The organism is Staphylococcus sp. Marseille-Q1834 (assembly GCF_916858875.1).
Classification (GTDB): Bacteria; Bacillota; Bacilli; order Staphylococcales; family Staphylococcaceae; genus Staphylococcus; species Staphylococcus pragensis.
The window spans coordinates 341,833-361,740 of the sequence record NZ_CAKASN010000001.1; the positions used below are offsets into that span (position 1 = coordinate 341,833).

At 34.8% G+C, this 19,908-nt stretch carries 16 protein-coding genes; 1 reads left to right on the top strand and 15 read right to left on the bottom strand.

Annotation, left to right across the window (positions count from 1 at the left end; translation table 11 throughout):
- Positions 1-13 precede the first annotated feature (13 nt).
- The 15 genes from LIX58_RS01825 to fakB1 all read right to left on the bottom strand — a co-directional run bounded on the left by LIX58_RS01825 (position 14) and on the right by fakB1 (position 19,121).
- Entirely contained in the window at positions 14-1,453 is a 1,440-nt protein-coding gene (locus LIX58_RS01825) for a tetratricopeptide repeat protein (RefSeq protein ID WP_126565120.1), read from the bottom strand.
- A gap of 18 nt (positions 1,454-1,471) precedes the next feature.
- Positions 1,472-1,951 carry an acyltransferase gene (locus LIX58_RS01830; RefSeq protein WP_154836509.1) on the bottom strand — a complete coding sequence of 160 codons (480 nt, stop codon included), beginning with the start codon at positions 1,949-1,951 and terminating at the stop codon, positions 1,472-1,474.
- Complete coding sequence (gene lgt / locus LIX58_RS01835) at positions 1,951-2,796, bottom strand: prolipoprotein diacylglyceryl transferase (protein ID WP_154836508.1); 846 nt, start codon at positions 2,794-2,796, stop codon at positions 1,951-1,953. Before lgt ends, LIX58_RS01830 begins: the two co-directional genes overlap by 1 nt.
- Before the next feature lie 3 nt (positions 2,797-2,799).
- Positions 2,800-3,735: an HPr(Ser) kinase/phosphatase gene (gene hprK / locus LIX58_RS01840; RefSeq protein ID WP_103298322.1), complete on the bottom strand. Its 936-nt coding sequence runs from the start codon at positions 3,733-3,735 to the stop codon at positions 2,800-2,802.
- A gap of 276 nt (positions 3,736-4,011) precedes the next feature.
- Positions 4,012-6,846 carry an excinuclease ABC subunit UvrA gene (uvrA, locus tag LIX58_RS01845; RefSeq protein WP_226386023.1) on the bottom strand — a complete coding sequence of 945 codons (2,835 nt, stop codon included), beginning with the start codon at positions 6,844-6,846 and terminating at the stop codon, positions 4,012-4,014.
- 7 nt (positions 6,847-6,853) lie between these two features.
- A complete protein-coding gene (gene uvrB, locus LIX58_RS01850; protein WP_226386024.1) occupies positions 6,854-8,839 on the bottom strand; it encodes an excinuclease ABC subunit UvrB in 1,986 nt (661 codons plus the stop codon).
- 284 nt (positions 8,840-9,123) lie between these two features.
- Complete coding sequence (locus tag LIX58_RS01855; protein ID WP_126565115.1) at positions 9,124-9,351, bottom strand: CsbA family protein; 228 nt, start codon at positions 9,349-9,351, stop codon at positions 9,124-9,126.
- 5 nt (positions 9,352-9,356) lie between these two features.
- Positions 9,357-9,998: a YfbR-like 5'-deoxynucleotidase gene (locus LIX58_RS01860; RefSeq protein ID WP_103298326.1), complete on the bottom strand. Its 642-nt coding sequence runs from the start codon at positions 9,996-9,998 to the stop codon at positions 9,357-9,359.
- A 217-nt stretch (positions 9,999-10,215) separates the two neighbouring features.
- Positions 10,216-11,169 carry a COG3942 and LysM peptidoglycan-binding domain-containing protein gene (locus LIX58_RS01865; RefSeq protein ID WP_226386025.1) on the bottom strand — a complete coding sequence of 318 codons (954 nt, stop codon included), beginning with the start codon at positions 11,167-11,169 and terminating at the stop codon, positions 10,216-10,218.
- Positions 11,170-11,379: 210 nt separating this feature from the next.
- Positions 11,380-12,496 (bottom strand): peptide chain release factor 2 gene (gene prfB / locus LIX58_RS01870; RefSeq protein ID WP_154836505.1). Its coding sequence is split into 2 segments (ribosomal slippage): positions 11,380-12,423 and positions 12,425-12,496, totalling 1,116 coding nucleotides; the frame shifts between segments, so codons are not numbered across the junction.
- A 222-nt stretch (positions 12,497-12,718) separates the two neighbouring features.
- The gene (gene secA / locus LIX58_RS01875) at positions 12,719-15,256 is read right to left on the bottom strand and encodes a preprotein translocase subunit SecA (protein WP_154836504.1); all 2,538 of its coding nucleotides are present in this window, start codon (positions 15,254-15,256) and stop codon (positions 12,719-12,721) included.
- A 305-nt stretch (positions 15,257-15,561) separates the two neighbouring features.
- Complete coding sequence (gene hpf, locus LIX58_RS01880) at positions 15,562-16,140, bottom strand: ribosome hibernation-promoting factor, HPF/YfiA family (RefSeq protein ID WP_126565111.1); 579 nt, start codon at positions 16,138-16,140, stop codon at positions 15,562-15,564.
- Positions 16,141-16,201: 61 nt separating this feature from the next.
- Positions 16,202-16,876, bottom strand: coding sequence for a ComF family protein (locus LIX58_RS01885; RefSeq protein WP_154836503.1), 675 nt, complete (start codon positions 16,874-16,876; stop codon positions 16,202-16,204).
- The gene (locus LIX58_RS01890) at positions 16,869-18,125 is read right to left on the bottom strand and encodes a DEAD/DEAH box helicase family protein (protein WP_154836502.1); all 1,257 of its coding nucleotides are present in this window, start codon (positions 18,123-18,125) and stop codon (positions 16,869-16,871) included. Before LIX58_RS01890 ends, LIX58_RS01885 begins: the two co-directional genes overlap by 8 nt.
- A 129-nt stretch (positions 18,126-18,254) precedes the next feature.
- The gene (fakB1, locus tag LIX58_RS01895) at positions 18,255-19,121 is read right to left on the bottom strand and encodes a fatty acid kinase binding subunit FakB1 (protein ID WP_126565109.1); all 867 of its coding nucleotides are present in this window, start codon (positions 19,119-19,121) and stop codon (positions 18,255-18,257) included.
- Positions 19,122-19,263: 142 nt separating this feature from the next.
- Here fakB1 and LIX58_RS01900 point away from each other — a divergent pair, with 142 nt between their 5' ends.
- The gene (locus LIX58_RS01900; protein ID WP_126565108.1) at positions 19,264-19,905 is read left to right on the top strand and encodes a YigZ family protein; all 642 of its coding nucleotides are present in this window, start codon (positions 19,264-19,266) and stop codon (positions 19,903-19,905) included.
- Positions 19,906-19,908: the final 3 nt, after the last annotated feature.

A 19,908-nucleotide genomic window follows, 5' to 3' on the forward strand; every position in this document is an offset into this window, starting at 1 on the left:
TCATTTCTTAAATTTATATGCTCAACAACTGATTAATAGCGCTATCTAATTTGTATTTTGAAGTATTAAACAATTCAATCACTTCTTTTTTTGTCATATGGGTATCATAATAACGATGATAAAGGTAAACATGCGCTGCTATATATCTATCTACATCACTTAAATCTACTTCATTCGCGATTAATCCTTCACCTTTATCAATCCAGCTTATAAACAGCTCTGTATCTTGGCGTAACTCTTTATTTTTATAAAGTTTGAGTAAGCCACGATGAATAAAATCTAATTTATTCAAATGAAGGCCTTGTACTAAATAAGTTAGATACAGTTTTTCATAGTCATTCATCGTTTCTAAAACTGACCAAATTTCTTCAGTCATTAAAATTTCCTTACCATTTAACTGGTTTAATAAGAAGACACCATATAATCTATAATGACTATCATCGTCCATTAATAGTGGCTCAATTTTCTGATCAAATATTTGTTTACTTTCTTCTATCACCCATGGAGCGTAACCTACGTCTACTTTAGAAATCTGTAATAATTTGTCCCAAAATAGTTCACTTTGTTCTTTATTTCCAAGGTAATAATAATTAAAACTTAAAGCGTTAAACATTTGAATTGAAGCGAACTTACCCTTTTTGTACAGTGGTAATAAAAGTTGTTGTGAGGCTTCATATTGTTTTAAATAACTTAAGACAATGCCCAGTTTAAAACTTTCGTCATCGTTCATTGGTACGACTTTACTTAAAATCTTAAGATACTTTTGATATTTCTCAGTTTCATTGGTGTTATAGAGCAATAACGTATAGTGACACAAGGCGTGCACATCTGAATTATCTTCACTTAGCAGTGTTTCAAATAATTCTTTTGCCGTTTCATATTCACTTAAATACAAGTAACACATAGCTAATAAATTACGCACGACACGATGTTCTTGAATATATTCATCTTGTTGCAAAATGAAACTACGTGCTTCTTCTAAGCGCCCTTGTGAAAATAAATATTGGAATAAAAGTTGTGTCGCAAATAACTGCGCTTCTAATTCAATTTTTTCTTCACTAATGTAAGACACTTCGAATGTTTTTTCTAATTCAGCCCTATAATCTTTATCTTCAGTCAAAATCACATAATTAATACCAAACAAGAAGGCCTTGTTTGGCTCATTAAGTTCGATGTTCAATTCACTTAATTGATAATAACTTTCTTCTACATGGTCTTTTTTAATAATATTCTCGTAAAAAAGCTTTTCAGCTTGGCCACCTAAATTCATTTTAGTAAGACAATGCGTATAGTTGAGTTGAATATCAAAATCATCTGGTGACAAATCAAGCACTTTTTTATAGTACTCTGCTGCTTTTTTAAAGTCTTGTTGTTTAAATTTTTGATCTGCCATTTTACGATAGAAGTCTTCATCAAATACCATTGATATCACATTATTGTTCTTTTGTGCCATACTTTGTCACCTCTCTTTCTATTTATATTGGATATGCATTGGATTTCCATATGCAATCGCATTATCTGGGATATCTTTAGACACGATAGTGCCGGCTTTCACTATTACATTATGTCCGATATTAATACCTGGCAAAATAGTAGTATTAGCGCCTATTAAAGTGTTATGTCCAATCTTTACTGGACCATAACGATATTCTTCTACTAATACTTCATGCGTTAATATTGTAGTATTATAACCAATTACGCAATTATTGCCAATCGATATTAATTGAGGATGGAAAATATCTAGCATGACTTTATAGGCAATTGCGGTCTGTTTGCCGATATTCATTTTCAAAAGATGAATATAAATCCATCGTTTCAACTTTAAGTTTGGTATATAGCGACATAACTCAATGATTAACGTGTTTCGGAATGTTTTTGGAAAACTGACAAAGCGGTAAATACGCCATAATGGATTTACCGCCTGTCTTGTTATTTTGGTTAAACGTCGCATTATTTTGCATTCACCTTATTGTTAGGCCAACTTAATGGACCTGCTTCTTTATAAATCGGAGGATTATATTTTAACCGTCTATAAACGAATAAAATAAGTCCTACAATAATCAAGACAACAGATACGAATTGAGCAACACGTATATGACTCGTTAACATTAAACTGTCTGTTCTTAAGCCTTCTACAAAGAAACGACCAATTGAATACCATACTAAATAAAGTATAAAGGTTTCGCCTACGCGAAGATGCTTTCTAATCGTCATTAAGATAATAAATCCTAGGACGTCCCAAATCGATTCATATAAAAATGTCGGATGATAATAGACGCCTTCAATATACATATTTCGAATAATAAATTCAGGTATATGTAACTGTTCTAAAAATGTTCTAGAAACAGGTCCACCATGAGCTTCGTGGTTCATGAAATTACCCCAACGGCCAATGCCCTGCGCTAAGATAATACTTGGTGCTACGATATCCCCAATTTGAAATGGATTTAAATTTTTTATCTTACACACAATTATTCCGGTAATAAATCCGCCTATTAGACCACCATGTATCGCGATGCCCCCGTGCCAAATCTTAGGAATTTCTGCAGGATTCTCCATATAATAAGGCCATTGGAAAATCACAAAATAAATACGTGCAACTAAAAAGCCAAAGATAGCACTATAGAAAATGACATCGATTAATGTATCTTGGTGTAAGCCAACATATTTCAGACTTTCTTGGGCGATAAAGTAACCGATAAGGATACCCACAGCGATAATGATTCCATACCATTTAATAGATAAAGGTCCTAAGTTAAAGGCAGTTGGATCAATATAATTCAAATTCAACATCATGTCTTACTTCTCCTTGCTTTGATTACCTTTTCTTAAAATCTCTTCATTCAAGCGTTGGTTAAATTCTTCCGCCGTGTTAATGCCCATAATATTTAAACGGTAGTTCATTGCAGCTACTTCTATTATCACGGCTACGTTTCTACCCGGACGCACTGGGACGGTTTTTTTAGTAATTTCCGTATCGAGAATTTTTAAAGTTTCTTCGTTTAGACCAACGCGATCGTATAATTTATCTTTATTCCAATTTTCCAAATTAATATTTAAACGGATTTGCTTCTCCGTCAAAATAGATCCTGCACCAAACAATGTCATCACATTGATAATACCGAGGCCTCGAATTTCAAGCAAATGTTCAATTAATTTTGGTGGTGTACCAATCAATTCACCCTTAGTAATTTGGCGAATTTCAACATTATCATCGGCTACTAAGCGGTGACCACGTTTCACTAATTCTAACGCTGTTTCACTTTTCCCGATACCAGAATCTCCAGTAATTAATACACCTACACCATATACATCGACTAATACCCCATGCAATGAGGTGCTCTGTGCTAGCTCATGTTCAAGGAACGTAGTTAAACGACTCATCAAACTTGTTGTAGCATCTTTAGAAACAATTAAAGGAGTGTCCATTTCTTGAGATGCTTCGATTAATTCTTGAGGTGGTTCTAATCCTCTTGTCACAATGATAGCTGGTGTTTCTGGACGACATAATTTGCGCATGCGTCCTTGTCGTTCTTCATCTGGCAATAAATTATAGAAAGATAATTCAGTTGTACCTAATAATTGGATTCTGTCTGCCGCATAATGGGAAAAATATCCAGCCATTTCCAATCCAGGGCGTGATATATCTGTATTTTTTATATGTTTATGTAATCCTTTTTCACCAGTAAACAGTTCTAAATTTAATATTTTGACTAATTTCTCTGTCGTTAACATGAGTTCACCTCAAAATTTTCACTTGAATTCATTCATCTACTATCATATCAAAAATGATGTCACTATTAATATAAAAATGTCGTTTAGGCGTTGAATTTGTTTTTTCAATCTCTAAACAAATAAAAAAGCCTCTCCTATTATAAAGCTTAGAAGCGTTATTATGATATAGAAGAAACCGATACATACATTCCTTTTCTTCTCTTCACTTCCATCACTTTATATAGGAAAGACTACTTAAATATATTTATTTTTCACTCAATACCTACTGTGTCATATTTATTCGACTGAATCACGTTCAAGCACCGGTTTCAAATATTTACCTGTGTAAGATGCTTCAACCTCAGCAATTTCTTCAGGTGTACCGGTAGCTACGATAGTACCGCCACCTTCACCGCCTTCAGGACCTAAATCAATAATATGATCTGCTGTTTTAATCACATCTAAATTATGTTCAATGATGACTACGGTATCGCCATTTTCTACAAGTCGATTTAAAACTTTCAATAATCTACTAATATCATCTACATGTAAGCCAGTTGTTGGTTCATCTAAAATATAAATTGAACGACCAGTTGAACGTTTATGCAGTTCTGATGCTAATTTCACACGTTGGGCTTCCCCACCAGATAGCGTAGTAGCTTGTTGACCTAACGTGATGTAGCCTAAACCTACATCTACGAGTGTTTGTAATTTACGATGTATTTTAGGAATATTTTCAAAGAAATAAGTCGCTTCTTCTACTGTCATTTCTAGTACATCTGCAATATTCTTACCTTTATATGTGACTTCTAAAGTTTCACGATTATATCGTTTACCATCACAAACTTCGCAAGGTACGTATACATCAGGTAAGAAGTGCATTTCAATTTTGATAATTCCGTCACCTTTACAAGCTTCACAACGTCCACCTTTCACATTGAAACTGAAACGTCCTTTTTGGTAACCACGAATTTTAGCTTCATTTGTTTGCGCAAAAACATCGCGGATATCATCAAACACACCAGTATATGTCGCCGGATTTGAACGAGGTGTTCTACCAATTGGAGATTGGTCGATATCTATAATTTTATCTAATTGATCAACACCTTCAATGGCATCATATTCGCCAGGTTTCACTTTAGATTTATTAATTTTTTGAGCTAAAGATTTATAGAGCACTTCATTTACTAATGAACTTTTACCTGAGCCAGATACACCTGTCACAACTGTCATCACAGATAAAGGAATATCTACATCTACGCCTTTTAAGTTATTACTACGTGCACCTTTAATACTAATCTTTCTATCAGTAATTTCGCGACGATGTTTAGGTACGTCAATGCGTTTTTTACCACTTAAATATTGTCCAGTTAATGATTTCTTATCTTTCATAACCTTGGCTGGTGTGCCGCTTGAGACAATCTCACCACCATGGTTACCTGCACCTGGACCAACATCTACAAGATAATCTGCTGCTCTCATAGTATCATCATCATGTTCAACAACAATCAGAGTATTCCCTAAATCACGCATTTCTTTTAAAGTACCAATTAATCTATCATTATCGCGTTGGTGCAATCCGATAGACGGTTCATCTAGTACATAGAGTACACCAGTTAAACATGAACCAATTTGTGTAGCTAAGCGAATACGTTGGGCTTCCCCGCCTGATAACGTACCTGATGAACGATTTAATGTTAAGTATTCTAAACCAACGTTATTTAAGAAAGATAAGCGAGAAATAATTTCTTTTAGAATTTGGTTCGCAATCGCTCTGTCTTGTTCTGATAACTCGATGTTTTCATAGAATTGTAAAGCATTATTAATAGAATACTCTACAACTTCACCAATATTATAACCACCCACATAAACAGATAATGCTTCTTTGCTCAAACGTTTACCATGACAAGTCTCACATGGCAGTTCTGTCATGTACTTACTCATGACTTCACGTGTGTATTCTGATGGCGATTCATGATAACGACGATCAATGTTAGGTAATACACCTTCAAATTTCATTTTTCTGTGACGTGTACCACCATTACGGCTATGGAATGAGAATTCTATTTGTTTGTCGCCAGAACCATTCATCAAAATATCTTTTTGTCTATCTGTTAATTTTTTATACGGTTTATCCATATTAATTCTATAAACTTCACAGACACGCTTTAATAATGTTGGGTAAAAATCAGAACTTGTTGGTTCCCAAGGTTCAATTGCACCTTCATTTAAACTTTTATTTTGGTCTGGAACGACTAAATCAACATCGACTGTTAAACGTTGACCTAATCCATCGCATGTTGGACAAGCGCCAAATGGGCTATTAAAACTAAACATTCTTGGTTCTAATTCACCTATTGAAAAACCACAAATTGGGCAAGCATGGTTCTCAGAGAATTTAAGGTCTTCTCCATCGATAACATCTACTGTAATGTTACCTTCCGCTAGTTCTAAACCTGTTTCAATAGAATCAGCTAAACGTGATTCTATACCTGCTTTGACAACTAAACGGTCTACTACAACTTCTATTGTATGGTTCTTATTCTTATCTAACTCTGGCACTTCATTCACATCAACGATTTCACCGTCAACACGTAAACGTACATAGCCTTTCTTACCAATATCTTCAATTAATTTCTCATGGCTACCTTTTCTATGAGAAATCACTGGCGCTAAAATTTGAATTTTTGTACGTTCTTCAAGCTCTAAAATGCGATCTACCATTTGTTGGACAGTTTGTGATTCGATTTCAACATTGTGATAAGGACAGTACGCTTTACCTACACGCGCATAAAGTAAACGAATGTAATCATAAATTTCAGTTACAGTTGCCACAGTTGAACGTGGGTTCTTACTTGTCGTTTTTTGATCAATCGAAATGGCTGGAGACAACCCTTCAATTGTATCTACATCTGGTTTGTCCATTTGCCCTAAAAATTGGCGTGCATAGGCACTTAAAGATTCCACATATCGACGTTGACCTTCTGCATAAATCGTATCAAAGGCAAGTGATGATTTACCTGAACCAGATAATCCTGTCATGACAATTAATTTATTTTTAGGAAGTTCAATATCAACATTCTTTAAATTATGTGCTCTCGCACCTTTAACTACGATACTTGGTCCTTTCATTTATCTGTCACCCTTCTGCTTTTAATTCAAATAACATATCTCTCAATTCTGTTGCTCTTTCGAAGTCTAAATCTTTAGCTGCTTTTTTCATTTCTTTTTCTATATTTTCAATCGTTTTTTGACGTTCTTTCTTAGTCATTTTCTTAGGTACTTCTGTTTGTTGTTTATCATTAGTTTCATCATTCTCCACAGTAGCACTAATAACATCATGAATTTTCTTATTGATTGTCTTCGGAGTGATGCCATATTTTTCATTATGAGCCATTTGAATTTCACGACGACGCTGTGTTTCATCAATAGCATATTGCATAGAATCCGTCATCTTATCGGCATACATAATTACTTCACCTTTATCATTACGCGCAGCACGGCCAATCGTTTGGATTAATGAACGGTTAGAACGCAAGAAGCCTTCTTTGTCAGCATCTAAAATAACAACGAGTGATACTTCAGGAATATCAATACCTTCTCTCAGCAAGTTAATACCTACGACAATATCATACGTGCCCATACGTAAGTCACGAATGATTTCAATACGTTCCAGCGTTTTAATTTCTGAGTGTAAGTAGTTAACTTTAATACCCGCTTCTTTCATATATGTTGTTAAATCTTCACTCATTTTTTTAGTTAATGTCGTTACTAAGACACGTTCATCTCTATCAATTCTTTCTTGAATTTCACCTAATAAATCATCAATTTGATTCTTCGTTGGACGTACATCAATCTTAGGATCTAATAAGCCGGTAGGACGAATAATTTGTTCCACCATTTCATCCGTATGTTCAATTTCATATGGACCTGGTGTAGCTGATACATATACTAATTGGTTTGTTTTTTGTTCAAACTCTTCAAATTTAAGTGGACGGTTATCCATAGCGCTCGGTAAACGGAAACCATGATCTACCAACACTTTTTTACGTGCTTGGTCACCATTAAACATTCCTCTAATTTGCGGCAATGTCACATGCGATTCATCGATCATCACTAACCAGTCATCGCCAAAGTAATCTAGTAATGTATACGGTGTAGAACCGGGTGGTCTTAATGTTAAATGAACAGAGTAGTTTTCAATACCTGAACAAAAGCCCATTTCACGCATCATTTCTAAATCATAGTTTGTACGTTGTTCTAAACGTTGCGCTTCTAACAACTTATTCTCATCTTTTAGTTCTTTTAAGCGCTCTTCTAATTCTTTTTCAATACGTTCAATGGCTATTTTCATTTTCTCTTCACGCGTAACGAAGTGAGAAGCTGGGAAAATAGCAAAGTGTTCTCTTTCACGAATAACTTCACCCGTAAGGTAATTTACTTCGCGAATACGATCAATTTCATCACCAAAGAATTCTACTCGTATACACATTTCTTCACGTGAGGCTGGGAAAATTTCAACGACGTCACCACGTACTCTAAACGTACCACGTTGGAAATCAATGTCATTTCTAGAATATTGTACATCGACTAATTTACGTAGCAATTCGCTACGATCCATTTCCATTCCCACACGTACACTAACTACTAAATCCTTATATTCTTCTGGATTCCCTAAACCATAAATACAACTTACACTAGCAATAATGATGACATCATCACGCTCAAATAGTGCGCTTGTAGCAGAGTGACGTAGTTGGTCGATTTCATCATTAATCGATGCGTCTTTCTCGATAAAAGTATCCGTAGAAGGCACATAAGCTTCTGGTTGATAATAATCATAGTAACTTACAAAGTACTCCACTCTGTTTTCCGGGAAGAACTCTTTAAACTCACTGTATAATTGGCCAGCTAATGTTTTATTGTGGGCAATAATTAAAGTTGGTTTCCCAACTTCTTTAATAACATTACTCATGGTGAACGTTTTACCTGTACCGGTAGCGCCGAGTAATGTTTGATGACGTTTACCTTCTTTAACGCCTTCGACAATCTTTTTAATCGCTTGAGGTTGGTCCCCTTGCGGATCAAACTCAGAATTTAATTTAAATGGATAGTGTTCCACCATTCTTACAAGCGCCTCCTCAATTTATGCTTACTACTGTTATTTCCTATTCTTTGAAAAGTATTCTTACTTAAACTTATTTTAGCAAAAATATAAATAAAAATACAAACGTTTGTTCGCTTACGTTTGTATCTTCTCTACTTAATCATTCGAATATATAAAAAGAGATGAGCCTAAAGTCAAAGCATTTTAACCTAGAGGTCCCATCTACCTTTATCAACTCTTTTAAATGTAAAATTAATATAAACCAACTTATGACTAAATTCAATTTATCTGTTTATAAAGTATTAATCTTGATGTTTGTGAAATTCTAACTTGTCTATAATCACATATCCAGCTAATAATGACACTACGTCTATAAAGATAATCCATTCATTATGGAAAAATCCTTTATAAATCGATGTAGCAATTAAGACAAGCGTTACAAGCACACCCACCCATTTACTTCTCGTAATCACACTAAATAATACAACTAACACACATGGAAAAAAGGCGGCTAAAGCATACCAAATCATTTCATTCACCCATTTCTACGATTTAATATGGCCATCGTTGTTTCACGTAATTCAGCTCTTGGTATAAAGTTCTCAGTTAACATTTCTGGGATGACATTATCGATAAAGTCTTGTACTGAACTTAAATGATCGAACTGAATAATTGTTTCTAAACTATTTTCATAAATTTCAAAGAATAACGATTCAGGATTACGTTTTTGAATTTCACCAAACGTTTCATATAGTAAATCAATTTTATCTGCGACTGATAAAATTTGTCCTTCTAAAGAATCATCTTTTCCTTCTTGAAGTCTTTTGCGATAAATATCTTGATACGCTTCCGGGATTTCTTCATTGATAAAAGTGTTCACCATTTCTTCTTCAACCTGTGAGAATAACATTTTCAATTCAGTCCTAGCATATTTGACAGGTGTTTTAATATCTCCAGTAAATACTTCTGCAAAGTCATGGTTTAAAGCTTTCTCATATAAACTCTTCCAGTCGATTGTATTACCATGATGCTCTTCAACTGTTGCTAAGTATTGTGCAATTTTAGTTACTTTGAAAGAATGTGCAGCTACATTATGCTCGAAGTATTTAAATTTACCTGGTAATCGAATTAATTTCTCTAAATCAGAAAGTCTTTTAAAATATTGATGAACACCCATATCGCGAAACCTCCATGTTTTATTAAATACAGATTATACTTATTTTTATTATACCAATCAATAATTTGATGAAAAGTGTCAATCTATATTAAATATGGCAAAACTGTGCTTTCTGAATTCAATACAGCACCTAAATAAAAAGCACTATACTTAGCAATTAGTGTTTTGCTAGCATAGTGCTTTCTCATATTTTAATTAATTGATTTAATATCATTTCTTAGTGGATAAAGTTATAACCTGAAGCATTTTTAATTGTACGGTTTGTTACGTTATTGTAATTACCATTCCAGTTCATTTCAGATACATAGAAAGAACCGTCACTATTCACACGTTCAACTACACCTACATGACCATAGTAACCAGCACTAGTTTGGAAAACAGCTCCAACTTCAGGTCTATTGTCTACAGCTAAACCAGCATTTCTAGCAGAATTAGCCCAGTTGCTTGCATTGCCCCAGAAGCTTCCTACTGAACGACCTAATTGTTGACGACGACCGAATGCATAGTATGTACAGTTACCATAGTAATAACGATTACCTTGGTTGTTTACAGTACTATGATTATAGTTTGAAGCTACAGGTGCGCTTGTTACCCCAACATTATAGTTATGGCTAGTTGTATATCTTGATGGGGCTTCATATCCACTTGAACCATAGTGGTAACTAGTTTGGCGGTTTGTTACGACACCACTTCCTGTATCAACATGGTTATATGAACTAGCTAATTGTGTAGTATTCTGTGCTTGCTCATTAGAAGAAGTTGCATAAAGTTGAGCATAGTCAATAGAAAGATTGTCTAAACTTGCAGCACCTTTCTCAGTAACGGCAATTAAATCACCTGGATGAATAAGTGATGTTAAACCAGGATTTAAATCATATACTTCTTCTAAAGAGATATGATGTGCTTTAGCAATTTTATTTAATGTATCTCCAGCTTTTACTTCAACTACATCTTTATCTGGCACTATTAAAGATGTGCCTTGTTGAACTTCACTTGATTGAATATGATTTAATGATTGAATTTCACTGGCAGTCGTAGCAAATTGATGCGCTAATGTTTCTACTGATGTTGTGTCTTCAACAACGTGTGTTTGTTGTGCACTAGCTATGCCATTAATACCAGCAAACGCTGCGATAGATGTCAGTGTTACAGTCAATGATTTTTTTCTCATGTTGTCATTCCTTTGTAGTAATGTATTCTTGTTCATTAATACTGTAGCACAAATTTTTTTGGAAAAGTGTAATGTTAAATCGTTGTAATATAAAGGTTAAATAACACTTCATATTTAATTAAAAACACCTATCTTAGTAATAAATATCTTTGCTAATTACACATAAAACATTCATTTTCAAATTAATTTAATAAGAATATACTTACCTTATTAGGCTTCATTATTATTCATTGAATGTCTTAAGTAAGCTTCAATAAACGGTTGAATTTCACCATCCATCACTGCATCCACTTTACCTGTTTCTTCATTAGTACGATGATCTTTCACCATTGAATATGGATGGAAAACATATGAGCGAATTTGACTTCCCCAACCAATCTCTTTTTGTTCACCACGAATTTCAGCCATTTCACGCTCTTGCTCTTCTAATTTCAATTGATATAATTTGGCTTTCAACATCTTCATCGCTGCTTCACGGTTTTTAATTTGTGAACGCTCATTTTGGTTATTCACAACAATACCTGTTGGATGGTGCGTAATTCGAATGGCAGATTCAGTTTTGTTGATGTGCTGACCACCAGCACCAGATGCTCTAAACGTATCAACCGTAATATCATCCGGGTTAATTTCAATCTCAATTTCATCATTATTAAATTCAGGAATCACATCACATGAAGCAAATGATGTATGACGTCGACCTGATGAATCAAATGGTGAAATTCTGACTAATCGATGTACACCCTTTTCAGCTTTTAAATAACCGTAAGCATTATGACCTTTAATTAATAATGTGACACTCTTAACGCCCGCTTCATCACCCGGTAAATAGTCCACTGTTTCAACTTTGAAACCTTGTTGCTCACCATAACGCTGATACATACGTAGTAACATGCTCGCCCAGTCTTGAGACTCCGTACCGCCTGCACCAGGATGTAATTCAAGAATAGCATTATTCGCATCATGAGGACCATCTAATAACAATTGCAACTCAAATTGGTCGACCTTCGACTTAAAATCAATAACCTCTTGCTCCAAGTCATCCTTCATATCCTCATCAAATTCCTCTTGCAATAACTCCCAAGTTGCAGTCATATCTTCGACTTCATTATTCAAATCATGATAACCATTCACCACAGACTTCAACGCATTATTTTTATCAATAATGTCCTGCGCTTTATTCTGATCATCCCAGAAATTGGGCTCCGTCATCATTTCCTCATACTCTTGAATATTCGTCTCCTTATTCTCTAAGTCAAAGAGACCCCCTAATTTGATCTAAATCATTACTATAATCATCAATATTACGTTTAATTTCAGATAATTCCATTCGTATCTCTCCTATTAATCATTACTATACATTTCTTAATCATACATGATATTTCTCACACTTGTCATTTCTTTTGGAAAAGGCCATCACGTTTAACATTTAAAAGATATTGAAGCCTTACCATGAACACGTAAAATCAAATGTTACAGTATCTTGCCACTATAATAAAAAACAGGAGTGTGAATAGCTTCACATCTCCCATTTTCAGCAATAGCTTTATTATTATTCGTCTTTGCCATGGCAGTTTTTGTATTTCTTGCCACTACCACATGGACAAGGGTCATTACGACCAATCTTATCACCTTTAACCACAGGTTGTTTTTTGGCTTTCTCTTTACCGTCTTCAGCAGACACATGTTGTGCTTTACCAAAGTCAGTTGTTTTTTCACGTTCAATATCATCATCAACTTGAATGATGGATTTAAGAATAAATTTAGATGTATCCTCTTCGATATTTTGCATCATCATATCGAATAATTCATGACCTTCATTTTGATAATCACGAAGCGGATTTTGTTGTGCATATGAACGTAGGTGGATACCTTGACGTAATTGATCCATCGTATCGATGTGATCAGTCCAATGTGTATCAATTGAGCGTAATAAAATCATACGTTCAAATTCAGGCATTTGATCGCCAATTTTTTCTTTTTGGCTTTCATAAGCTTTTTCAATTTTAGCCCATACAACATCAAAGATATCTTCTGAATCTTTACCTTTGATTTCGTCTTCAGTCAAGTCGCCTTCTTGTAAGAATACATCATTGACGTAGTTAATAAATGGTGTGTAATCTGGATTATCATCTTCTTCATTAATATGATAATTCACAGCACGTTGTAATGTTGAGCGCAACATTGCCATTACTAATTCAGAACTATTTTCCGAATCAATGATGTTATTACGTTCATTATAGATAATTTCACGTTGCTTACGTAATACTTCATCGTATTCAAGGATACGTTTACGCGCATCAAAGTTATTACCTTCAACACGTTTCTGTGCTGATTCGACAGCACGTGATACCATTTTAGATTCAATTGGCGTTGAATCATCCATACCTAGACGGTTCATCATTTTTTGAAGTCTTTCTGAACCGAAGCGTACCATCAATTCATCTTGAAGTGATAAGTAGAAACGGCTGTCCCCTTTATCACCTTGACGACCAGAACGACCACGTAGCTGATCATCGATACGACGTGATTCATGTCGTTCTGTACCAATAACCGCAAGACCTCCGATTTCTTCGACACCTTCACCTAGTTTGATGTCGGTACCACGACCAGCCATATTCGTCGCAATCGTAACTGCACCTTTTTGACCAGCTTTTGCTACGATTTCAGCTTCACGTTCGTGGTTCTTAGCGTTTAATACATCATGACGAATACCGCGCTTTTTCAATAAGTTTGAAATATATTCACTTGTTTCAACCGCTACTGTACCTAATAGCACAGGTTGACCATTTTTATGTTTTTCAACAACGTCTTCTACAACTGCATCAAATTTACCTTTTTGACTAATATAGATTAAATCTGATTTATCTATACGTTGTACAGGTTTATTAGTAGGAATTTGCGTTACTGTCATATTGTAAATATTTCGGAACTCTTCTTCTTCCGTTTTCGCTGTACCTGTCATTCCAGCTAATTTATTGTACATACGGAAGTAGTTCTGGAAAGTAATTGAGGCCATTGTTTTAGATTCATTTTGAATTTTAACGCCTTCTTTGGCTTCAATCGCTTGGTGTAAACCTTCAGAGAAACGACGACCAGGCATCGTACGACCTGTAAATTGGTCTACGATTAATACTTCTCCATCGACTACCATGTAGTCTACGTCACGTTGTAAAGTAACGTGCGCTTTTAATGCTGTATTAATATGACTGATGATTTCTACATTTTGCACATCGTATAAGTTATCAATTTTAAACATACGTTCTGCTTTATCAGCACCTTGTTCTGTTAAGTGTACTGCTTTCGTTTTTTCATCATATTTATAGTCATCTTCAGCTTTTAACATTTTAGCGAAAACGTTAGCTTGAGTATAAAGAGATGTTGATTTTTCAGCTTCCCCTGAAATAATTAGTGGCGTTCTTGCTTCATCAATTAAAATAGAATCGACCTCATCAATGATAGCAAAGTGCAATGGTCTCATTACACGTTCTTCCGCATAGTTCACCATGTTATCTCTTAAATAATCAAATCCTAGTTCATTATTTGTACTATACGTAATATCTTGTGCATATGCTTCACGTTTTTCTGTTGTTGATTTGCTATTTAAGTTTAAACCAACTGTTAATCCTAAGAATTCATATAGTTCAGCCATTTCTTCACTTTGAACACTAGATAAGTATTCATTGACTGTGATAACGTGCACACCGCGACCAGCTAATGCATTTAAATATGTTGGCATTGTCGCTGTTAATGTTTTACCTTCCCCTGTTCTCATTTCAGCGATATCGCCTTTATGGATAGCGATACCACCCATAACTTGAACTTTATACGGTGACATATTGAACACACGCTTCGCACCTTCACGTACAAGTGCATAAGCTTGTGGTAAAATTTTATCTAAATAATCATTTTGTTTTTTTACATCTTCAATTTTTTGTACTTCTTCTTGGAATTGTTTTGTTTTAGCTTTGATTTCATCATCAGTTAAAATAGCCATATCTTCCTCTAATGCAAGTACTTCATCAGCTATTTTACCTAAACGTTTTGTTTCTTTTTTATTGCCGTCAACAATTTTCGATAAAAATCCCATTACTTCCGCTCCTTTAGCTTAAAAAACTGTTAGGCCTACAACAATTTATCTTATCATTTATACTTTCAAATTTATACTTATATACTCATATAAACCTTAGGCTTAATTGTGTACAACTATTATAAATTACTTTAACTTTCCCTACTAATATTTGTGTTTAATTTCTTTCAATATCAATAACTCATTACTCATTACATTAGCACAGCATGTTCAGAGCGTCCACGAATAAAGCTATTATTGAATATTAAAGAGCGCCCACACAATATGGACGCTCTCACTTTTAATTGTCATTCATTATATAGTGCTTATTCTGTTGTTTCAATTAATCCGTATTTACCATCTTTACGTTTATAAACGATGCTTGTGCCTTCAGTTTCGCGATCTGTAAAGATATAAAAGTCATGACCTAATAAGTCCATTTGTAAGACCGCTTCTTCAGAATCCATTGGTTTTAAGCTAAATTGTTTAGAACGGATGATTTCAATTTCATTATCGTTATCTTGATTATTATCCGCTTCTTCAGCTTGAACTGATGGTGTTTCAGGTAGTTCAGTCGCAAAAGCGTCTTGTTCCCCACGTGTTTTATGTTTACGGTTAACACGTGTTTTATATTTACGAACTTGACGTTCTAATTTGCCAGTTACTAAATCAATACCAGCATATAAGTCATCATGACGTTCTTCCGCTCTTAATGTTACATTTTTTAATGGAATTGTAACTTCAATTTTAGTTGTTGAATTCTGATACGTTTTTACTTTAACGTGTGCTACTGCATTAGGCACATCGTTAAAATAACGTTCGAGTTTACCAATTTTGTCCTCAATATAGTTGCGAATAGCATCTGTAATAGTGAGGTTATCTCCATGAATTTCAAATCTAATCATAGCTATCTCTCCTTTAACCTCTTGTATTGGTAATGCTTACTATTATAATACCACGTTTATCTCATCTTGAAAACGCAAACACTTTGAATTTTCTGACATTTTTGTCACATAATAGTTCTCCTGCATGATGTACCGTTAAGCCAGTAGTATAAATATCATCTACAAGCAAAATGTCTTTCCCTGTTAAATCAACCTCTTTATCAATATAAAAAGGGTTAGACGCTTGGGCACGTGCTATCTTTCCTAATCGAGACTGCTTAGGCCGAAGTTGTGTTTTTAATAGATTAGTATAGTGCACACCCATATAATCTAACACGGTAGTAACTGGATTAAATGTTCGTTCGGCATCGCGTTCATATGGAGATGGGATGGGAACAATCATATCATATGGCGTTTTAGGGAGTTTAAGTTTGGATGCTAATACTTTCGCTAAATAGTAGTCTCGCATGAATTTATAATTATGAATCACTTCTTTCATAACGCCTGTATATTGATAATCACAATATAATTGAGACATTAAGGTAAACGTCTTTTCCAAAAATTGGCAATCAAGGCATACGTCACTGTTTGGAGTTTGCCTATTTAAACATCTAGGGCAACGGTGAGCCATTGAATCTAAAGTAACTGCTTCCCACTGTTGCTGACAAGCATGACAGAATGGTTCACGCGGACGATAGAAATTAAAAACAGTCAAGGTTTCCCGGATGGGTTGTAAACACTGAATACATCTATGCATTGATCCAACCTCTCGCTTTGCCTAGTTTGTTCATCTGTTTGATATCGCGTTTGGCCTGAATCATTGCTAGACTTACTCCTTCATGTAGGAATAATACTATTCCTGTAGGTGCCTCTTGTTTCCGTCCTACTCTTCCTGCTATTTGTACTAGGGCTGCCTTTTCAAATGTATCAGCGTTAATCACAATGACGTCTAGCTGCGCCATCGTAAACCCTCTTTCTAAGATGGTGGTAGTAAATACGATAGTGTGTTCACCTCGACGCAATGCTTCGACTTTGTCAAAACGTAAAGCATCTTCACTCGATACACATATTAAATCAGGAAAGAAATAATGATAAGAGTCATATGCTTTAAGCATTAGTTCAATATTATTGAAGAATACTAAAGTAAAACGTTGCGCGCTCACTTGTTTTAATAATAATGTTTTCAGTTTATATTGTGCGCGAGAAGGCTTTAATTTAAAGTAACGAAATATTGGTTCGGGTAATGGATGTCTGTGAAAACGGGCGGGCAGTTTTATAATATGGTCCATTTGGATTTGATGTAATAAATGTTTAGGAGGCGTAGCTGTCATAAAGATATGGCTATGCTTCGTTTTAGAGGCAAGAGCTATCGCTCCTTGTAATTGAACATCCATAGAGAGAGGAAATGCATCGACTTCATCAATAAATATGACATCGAAATGGCTTTTAAAGCGAAAGAGTTGATGCACGGTGGCAATGATAAAGTGCGCATTGTATTGTTGGTAGCTTGATTGGTGTAATACATCAATGTCTTCATGAATAAATGCTTCCTTAATGCGTTTACTAATCTCAATCACCACATCGACACGTGGTGAAATGACCGCAACATTTAAACCTAATTGCCGTGCCACGCTTATTCCTTCAAACATCATTTCAGTTTTACCAGCGCCTGTGACTGCATATAATAATAAATTTTTGCCTTGATTGATTGCTTCAATAATTTGAGTTGACGCATAGCTTTGTTGTTCTGATAGTTGGAATGGCAACTCATAATAACCTTCCGAGACCTTGCCCACGCTCTCAGTTATTCTATAATTGGTGATATTGTCCATTCTTCCTAATTGAATACAACGACGACAGTAAATAATTTCTTTCTGAAAAATGGTTGAAGTATACTGACAGAAATAAATTTTATCTTCGTTGCCACATTGCATACAACGATGCCCCGCTGTCGTTTCAATAACACCTGGTGTAGTTAATTTCACTTGTTCATCGCTTAATACTATATGTGGGAATATTAACTTTCCATAATATTTTATAGTTCATCACGCCCTTTTCAAAAATAAAAAAAGCCTAAAGATAAGTGGGAGTGATCACTTTTTCAACTCTCATTGCTTATCTCTAGACTTAACTACTTAATTAATTTCGATTTTTCTAGGGAAGTATCCTAATCCTAATCCACCTGAACCTAAGTGAGAAGCAATCACGGGTCCAAATTCAGAGTATTGGATATTAATATCAGGATATGTTTCTTGTAAATGATGATAAAATGCGCGACCTTCATCTGTTTTATCACCATCAATGACAAATACGGTCACATCTTCAATATCTTTAATAAGATCGAAAATATTCTTCTCTAAAGTATTGAATGCACGTTTTTTTGTACGTACTTTTTCAAATGGATGAATTTTACCATCTTCTTCAAAGCGTAGCACAGGTTTCATTTTTAATAATGTACCTACCCAAGCTTGTGCACCTGTAATACGACCACTTTTTTGAAGATTTTTCAAGTCATCTACGATAAGGTACGCGCCTGCTTGTTCTCTCGCTTCTGTTAATTCTTCAATGATGATTTCTGGTGTGAATCCTTTCTCAACGAGGTCCATCGCATACATTGTGTAGCTACCTTCAATCATTGCAGCTAATTTACTATCAAATGTGTGAACGTTCACGCCCTCAACCATTTCGCCTGCTTGAGTCGCAGATTGATAGCTACCACTAATACCGCTTGATAAAGTAATAACGATAATATCCGTATATCCTTTATCACGCAAGTGTTCGTAATTTTCAATCCATTCGCCGATAGCTGGCTGACTCGTCGTCGGGAAAGTTTTAGATGAAGCCATTTTTTCGTAAAAGTGTTTAATTGGAACACCATCATTCTCAGTAAATGTTTCTCCATCATCAAATGCAACACTTAACGGTGCAATAGGCATTTGATATTTATCCATGAATGCTTGTGGTAGATAGCCAGTTGAATCTGCCATAACTGCAATTTTCATAGTAGTCCTCCTCAATTATACTCATCGCTATTATAAATTATTTTAATTAAAAAAGAAATTCATAATCATATATTTATTCATTCGAAAATTAGCGTGTATAATAAAAGACATATGAAATTTTATAATATGAAGAGGTGAAATTTTGAGCAACCCTATTATTACGATTAAACAAGAACACTCCATTGAAAATGTTATTAATAAATCTCGCTTTATCGCTCACATTAAACCAGTATCAACCGAAGATGAGGCAAAAGCTTTCATCCAAGAAATAAAGCAAACCCATAAAGAAGCGACACATAATTGTTCTGCCTATACAGTTGGTGATCAAATGAACATTCAAAAAGCGAATGATGATGGCGAACCTAGTGGGACTGCTGGTGTGCCTATGCTTGAAATTCTAAAAAAGTTAGATGTACATAATGTTTGTGTCGTGGTAACACGCTATTTTGGAGGAATTAAACTAGGTGGCGGTGGACTTATCCGTGCTTATAGTGGTGCCGTGAGAGACGTTATTTATGATATTGGTCGAGTTGAATTACGAGATGCTATCCCTACTATTGTAACGATTAGTTATGATTTAACTGGTAAATTTGAATACGAACTCGCTGCGACATCTTATTTATTAAGAGATCAAACTTACACAGATAAAGTGAGCTATCATATCGATGTTGTACAAACCGAGTATGATGCATTCATAGAATTCTTAAACCGTAACACTGCAGGTAATTATGATTTACATGAAGAAGAACCTAAAAAATTGCCATTTGATATCCCTACTAATTAAGAC

Bases quoted from the DNA above. Each gene is read 5' to 3' on its own strand.
- LIX58_RS01825 (WP_126565120.1), bottom strand. From the start codon at position 1,453: ATGGCACAAAAGAACAATAATGTGATATCAATGGTATTTGATGAAGAC.
- LIX58_RS01830 (WP_154836509.1), bottom strand. From the start codon at position 1,951: ATGCGACGTTTAACCAAAATAACAAGACAGGCGGTAAATCCATTATGG.
- lgt (WP_154836508.1), bottom strand. From the start codon at position 2,796: ATGATGTTGAATTTGAATTATATTGATCCAACTGCCTTTAACTTAGGA.
- hprK (WP_103298322.1), bottom strand. From the start codon at position 3,735: ATGTTAACGACAGAGAAATTAGTCAAAATATTAAATTTAGAACTGTTT.
- uvrA (WP_226386023.1), bottom strand. From the start codon at position 6,846: ATGAAAGGACCAAGTATCGTAGTTAAAGGTGCGAGAGCACATAATTTA.
- uvrB (WP_226386024.1), bottom strand. From the start codon at position 8,839: ATGGTGGAACACTATCCATTTAAATTAAATTCTGAGTTTGATCCGCAA.
- LIX58_RS01855 (WP_126565115.1), bottom strand. From the start codon at position 9,351: ATGATTTGGTATGCTTTAGCCGCCTTTTTTCCATGTGTGTTAGTTGTA.
- LIX58_RS01860 (WP_103298326.1), bottom strand. From the start codon at position 9,998: ATGGGTGTTCATCAATATTTTAAAAGACTTTCTGATTTAGAGAAATTA.
- LIX58_RS01865 (WP_226386025.1), bottom strand. From the start codon at position 11,169: ATGAGAAAAAAATCATTGACTGTAACACTGACATCTATCGCAGCGTTT.
- secA (WP_154836504.1), bottom strand. From the start codon at position 15,256: ATGGGATTTTTATCGAAAATTGTTGACGGCAATAAAAAAGAAACAAAA.
- hpf (WP_126565111.1), bottom strand. From the start codon at position 16,140: ATGATTAGATTTGAAATTCATGGAGATAACCTCACTATTACAGATGCT.
- LIX58_RS01885 (WP_154836503.1), bottom strand. From the start codon at position 16,876: ATGCATAGATGTATTCAGTGTTTACAACCCATCCGGGAAACCTTGACT.
- fakB1 (WP_126565109.1), bottom strand. From the start codon at position 19,121: ATGAAAATTGCAGTTATGGCAGATTCAACTGGCTATCTACCACAAGCA.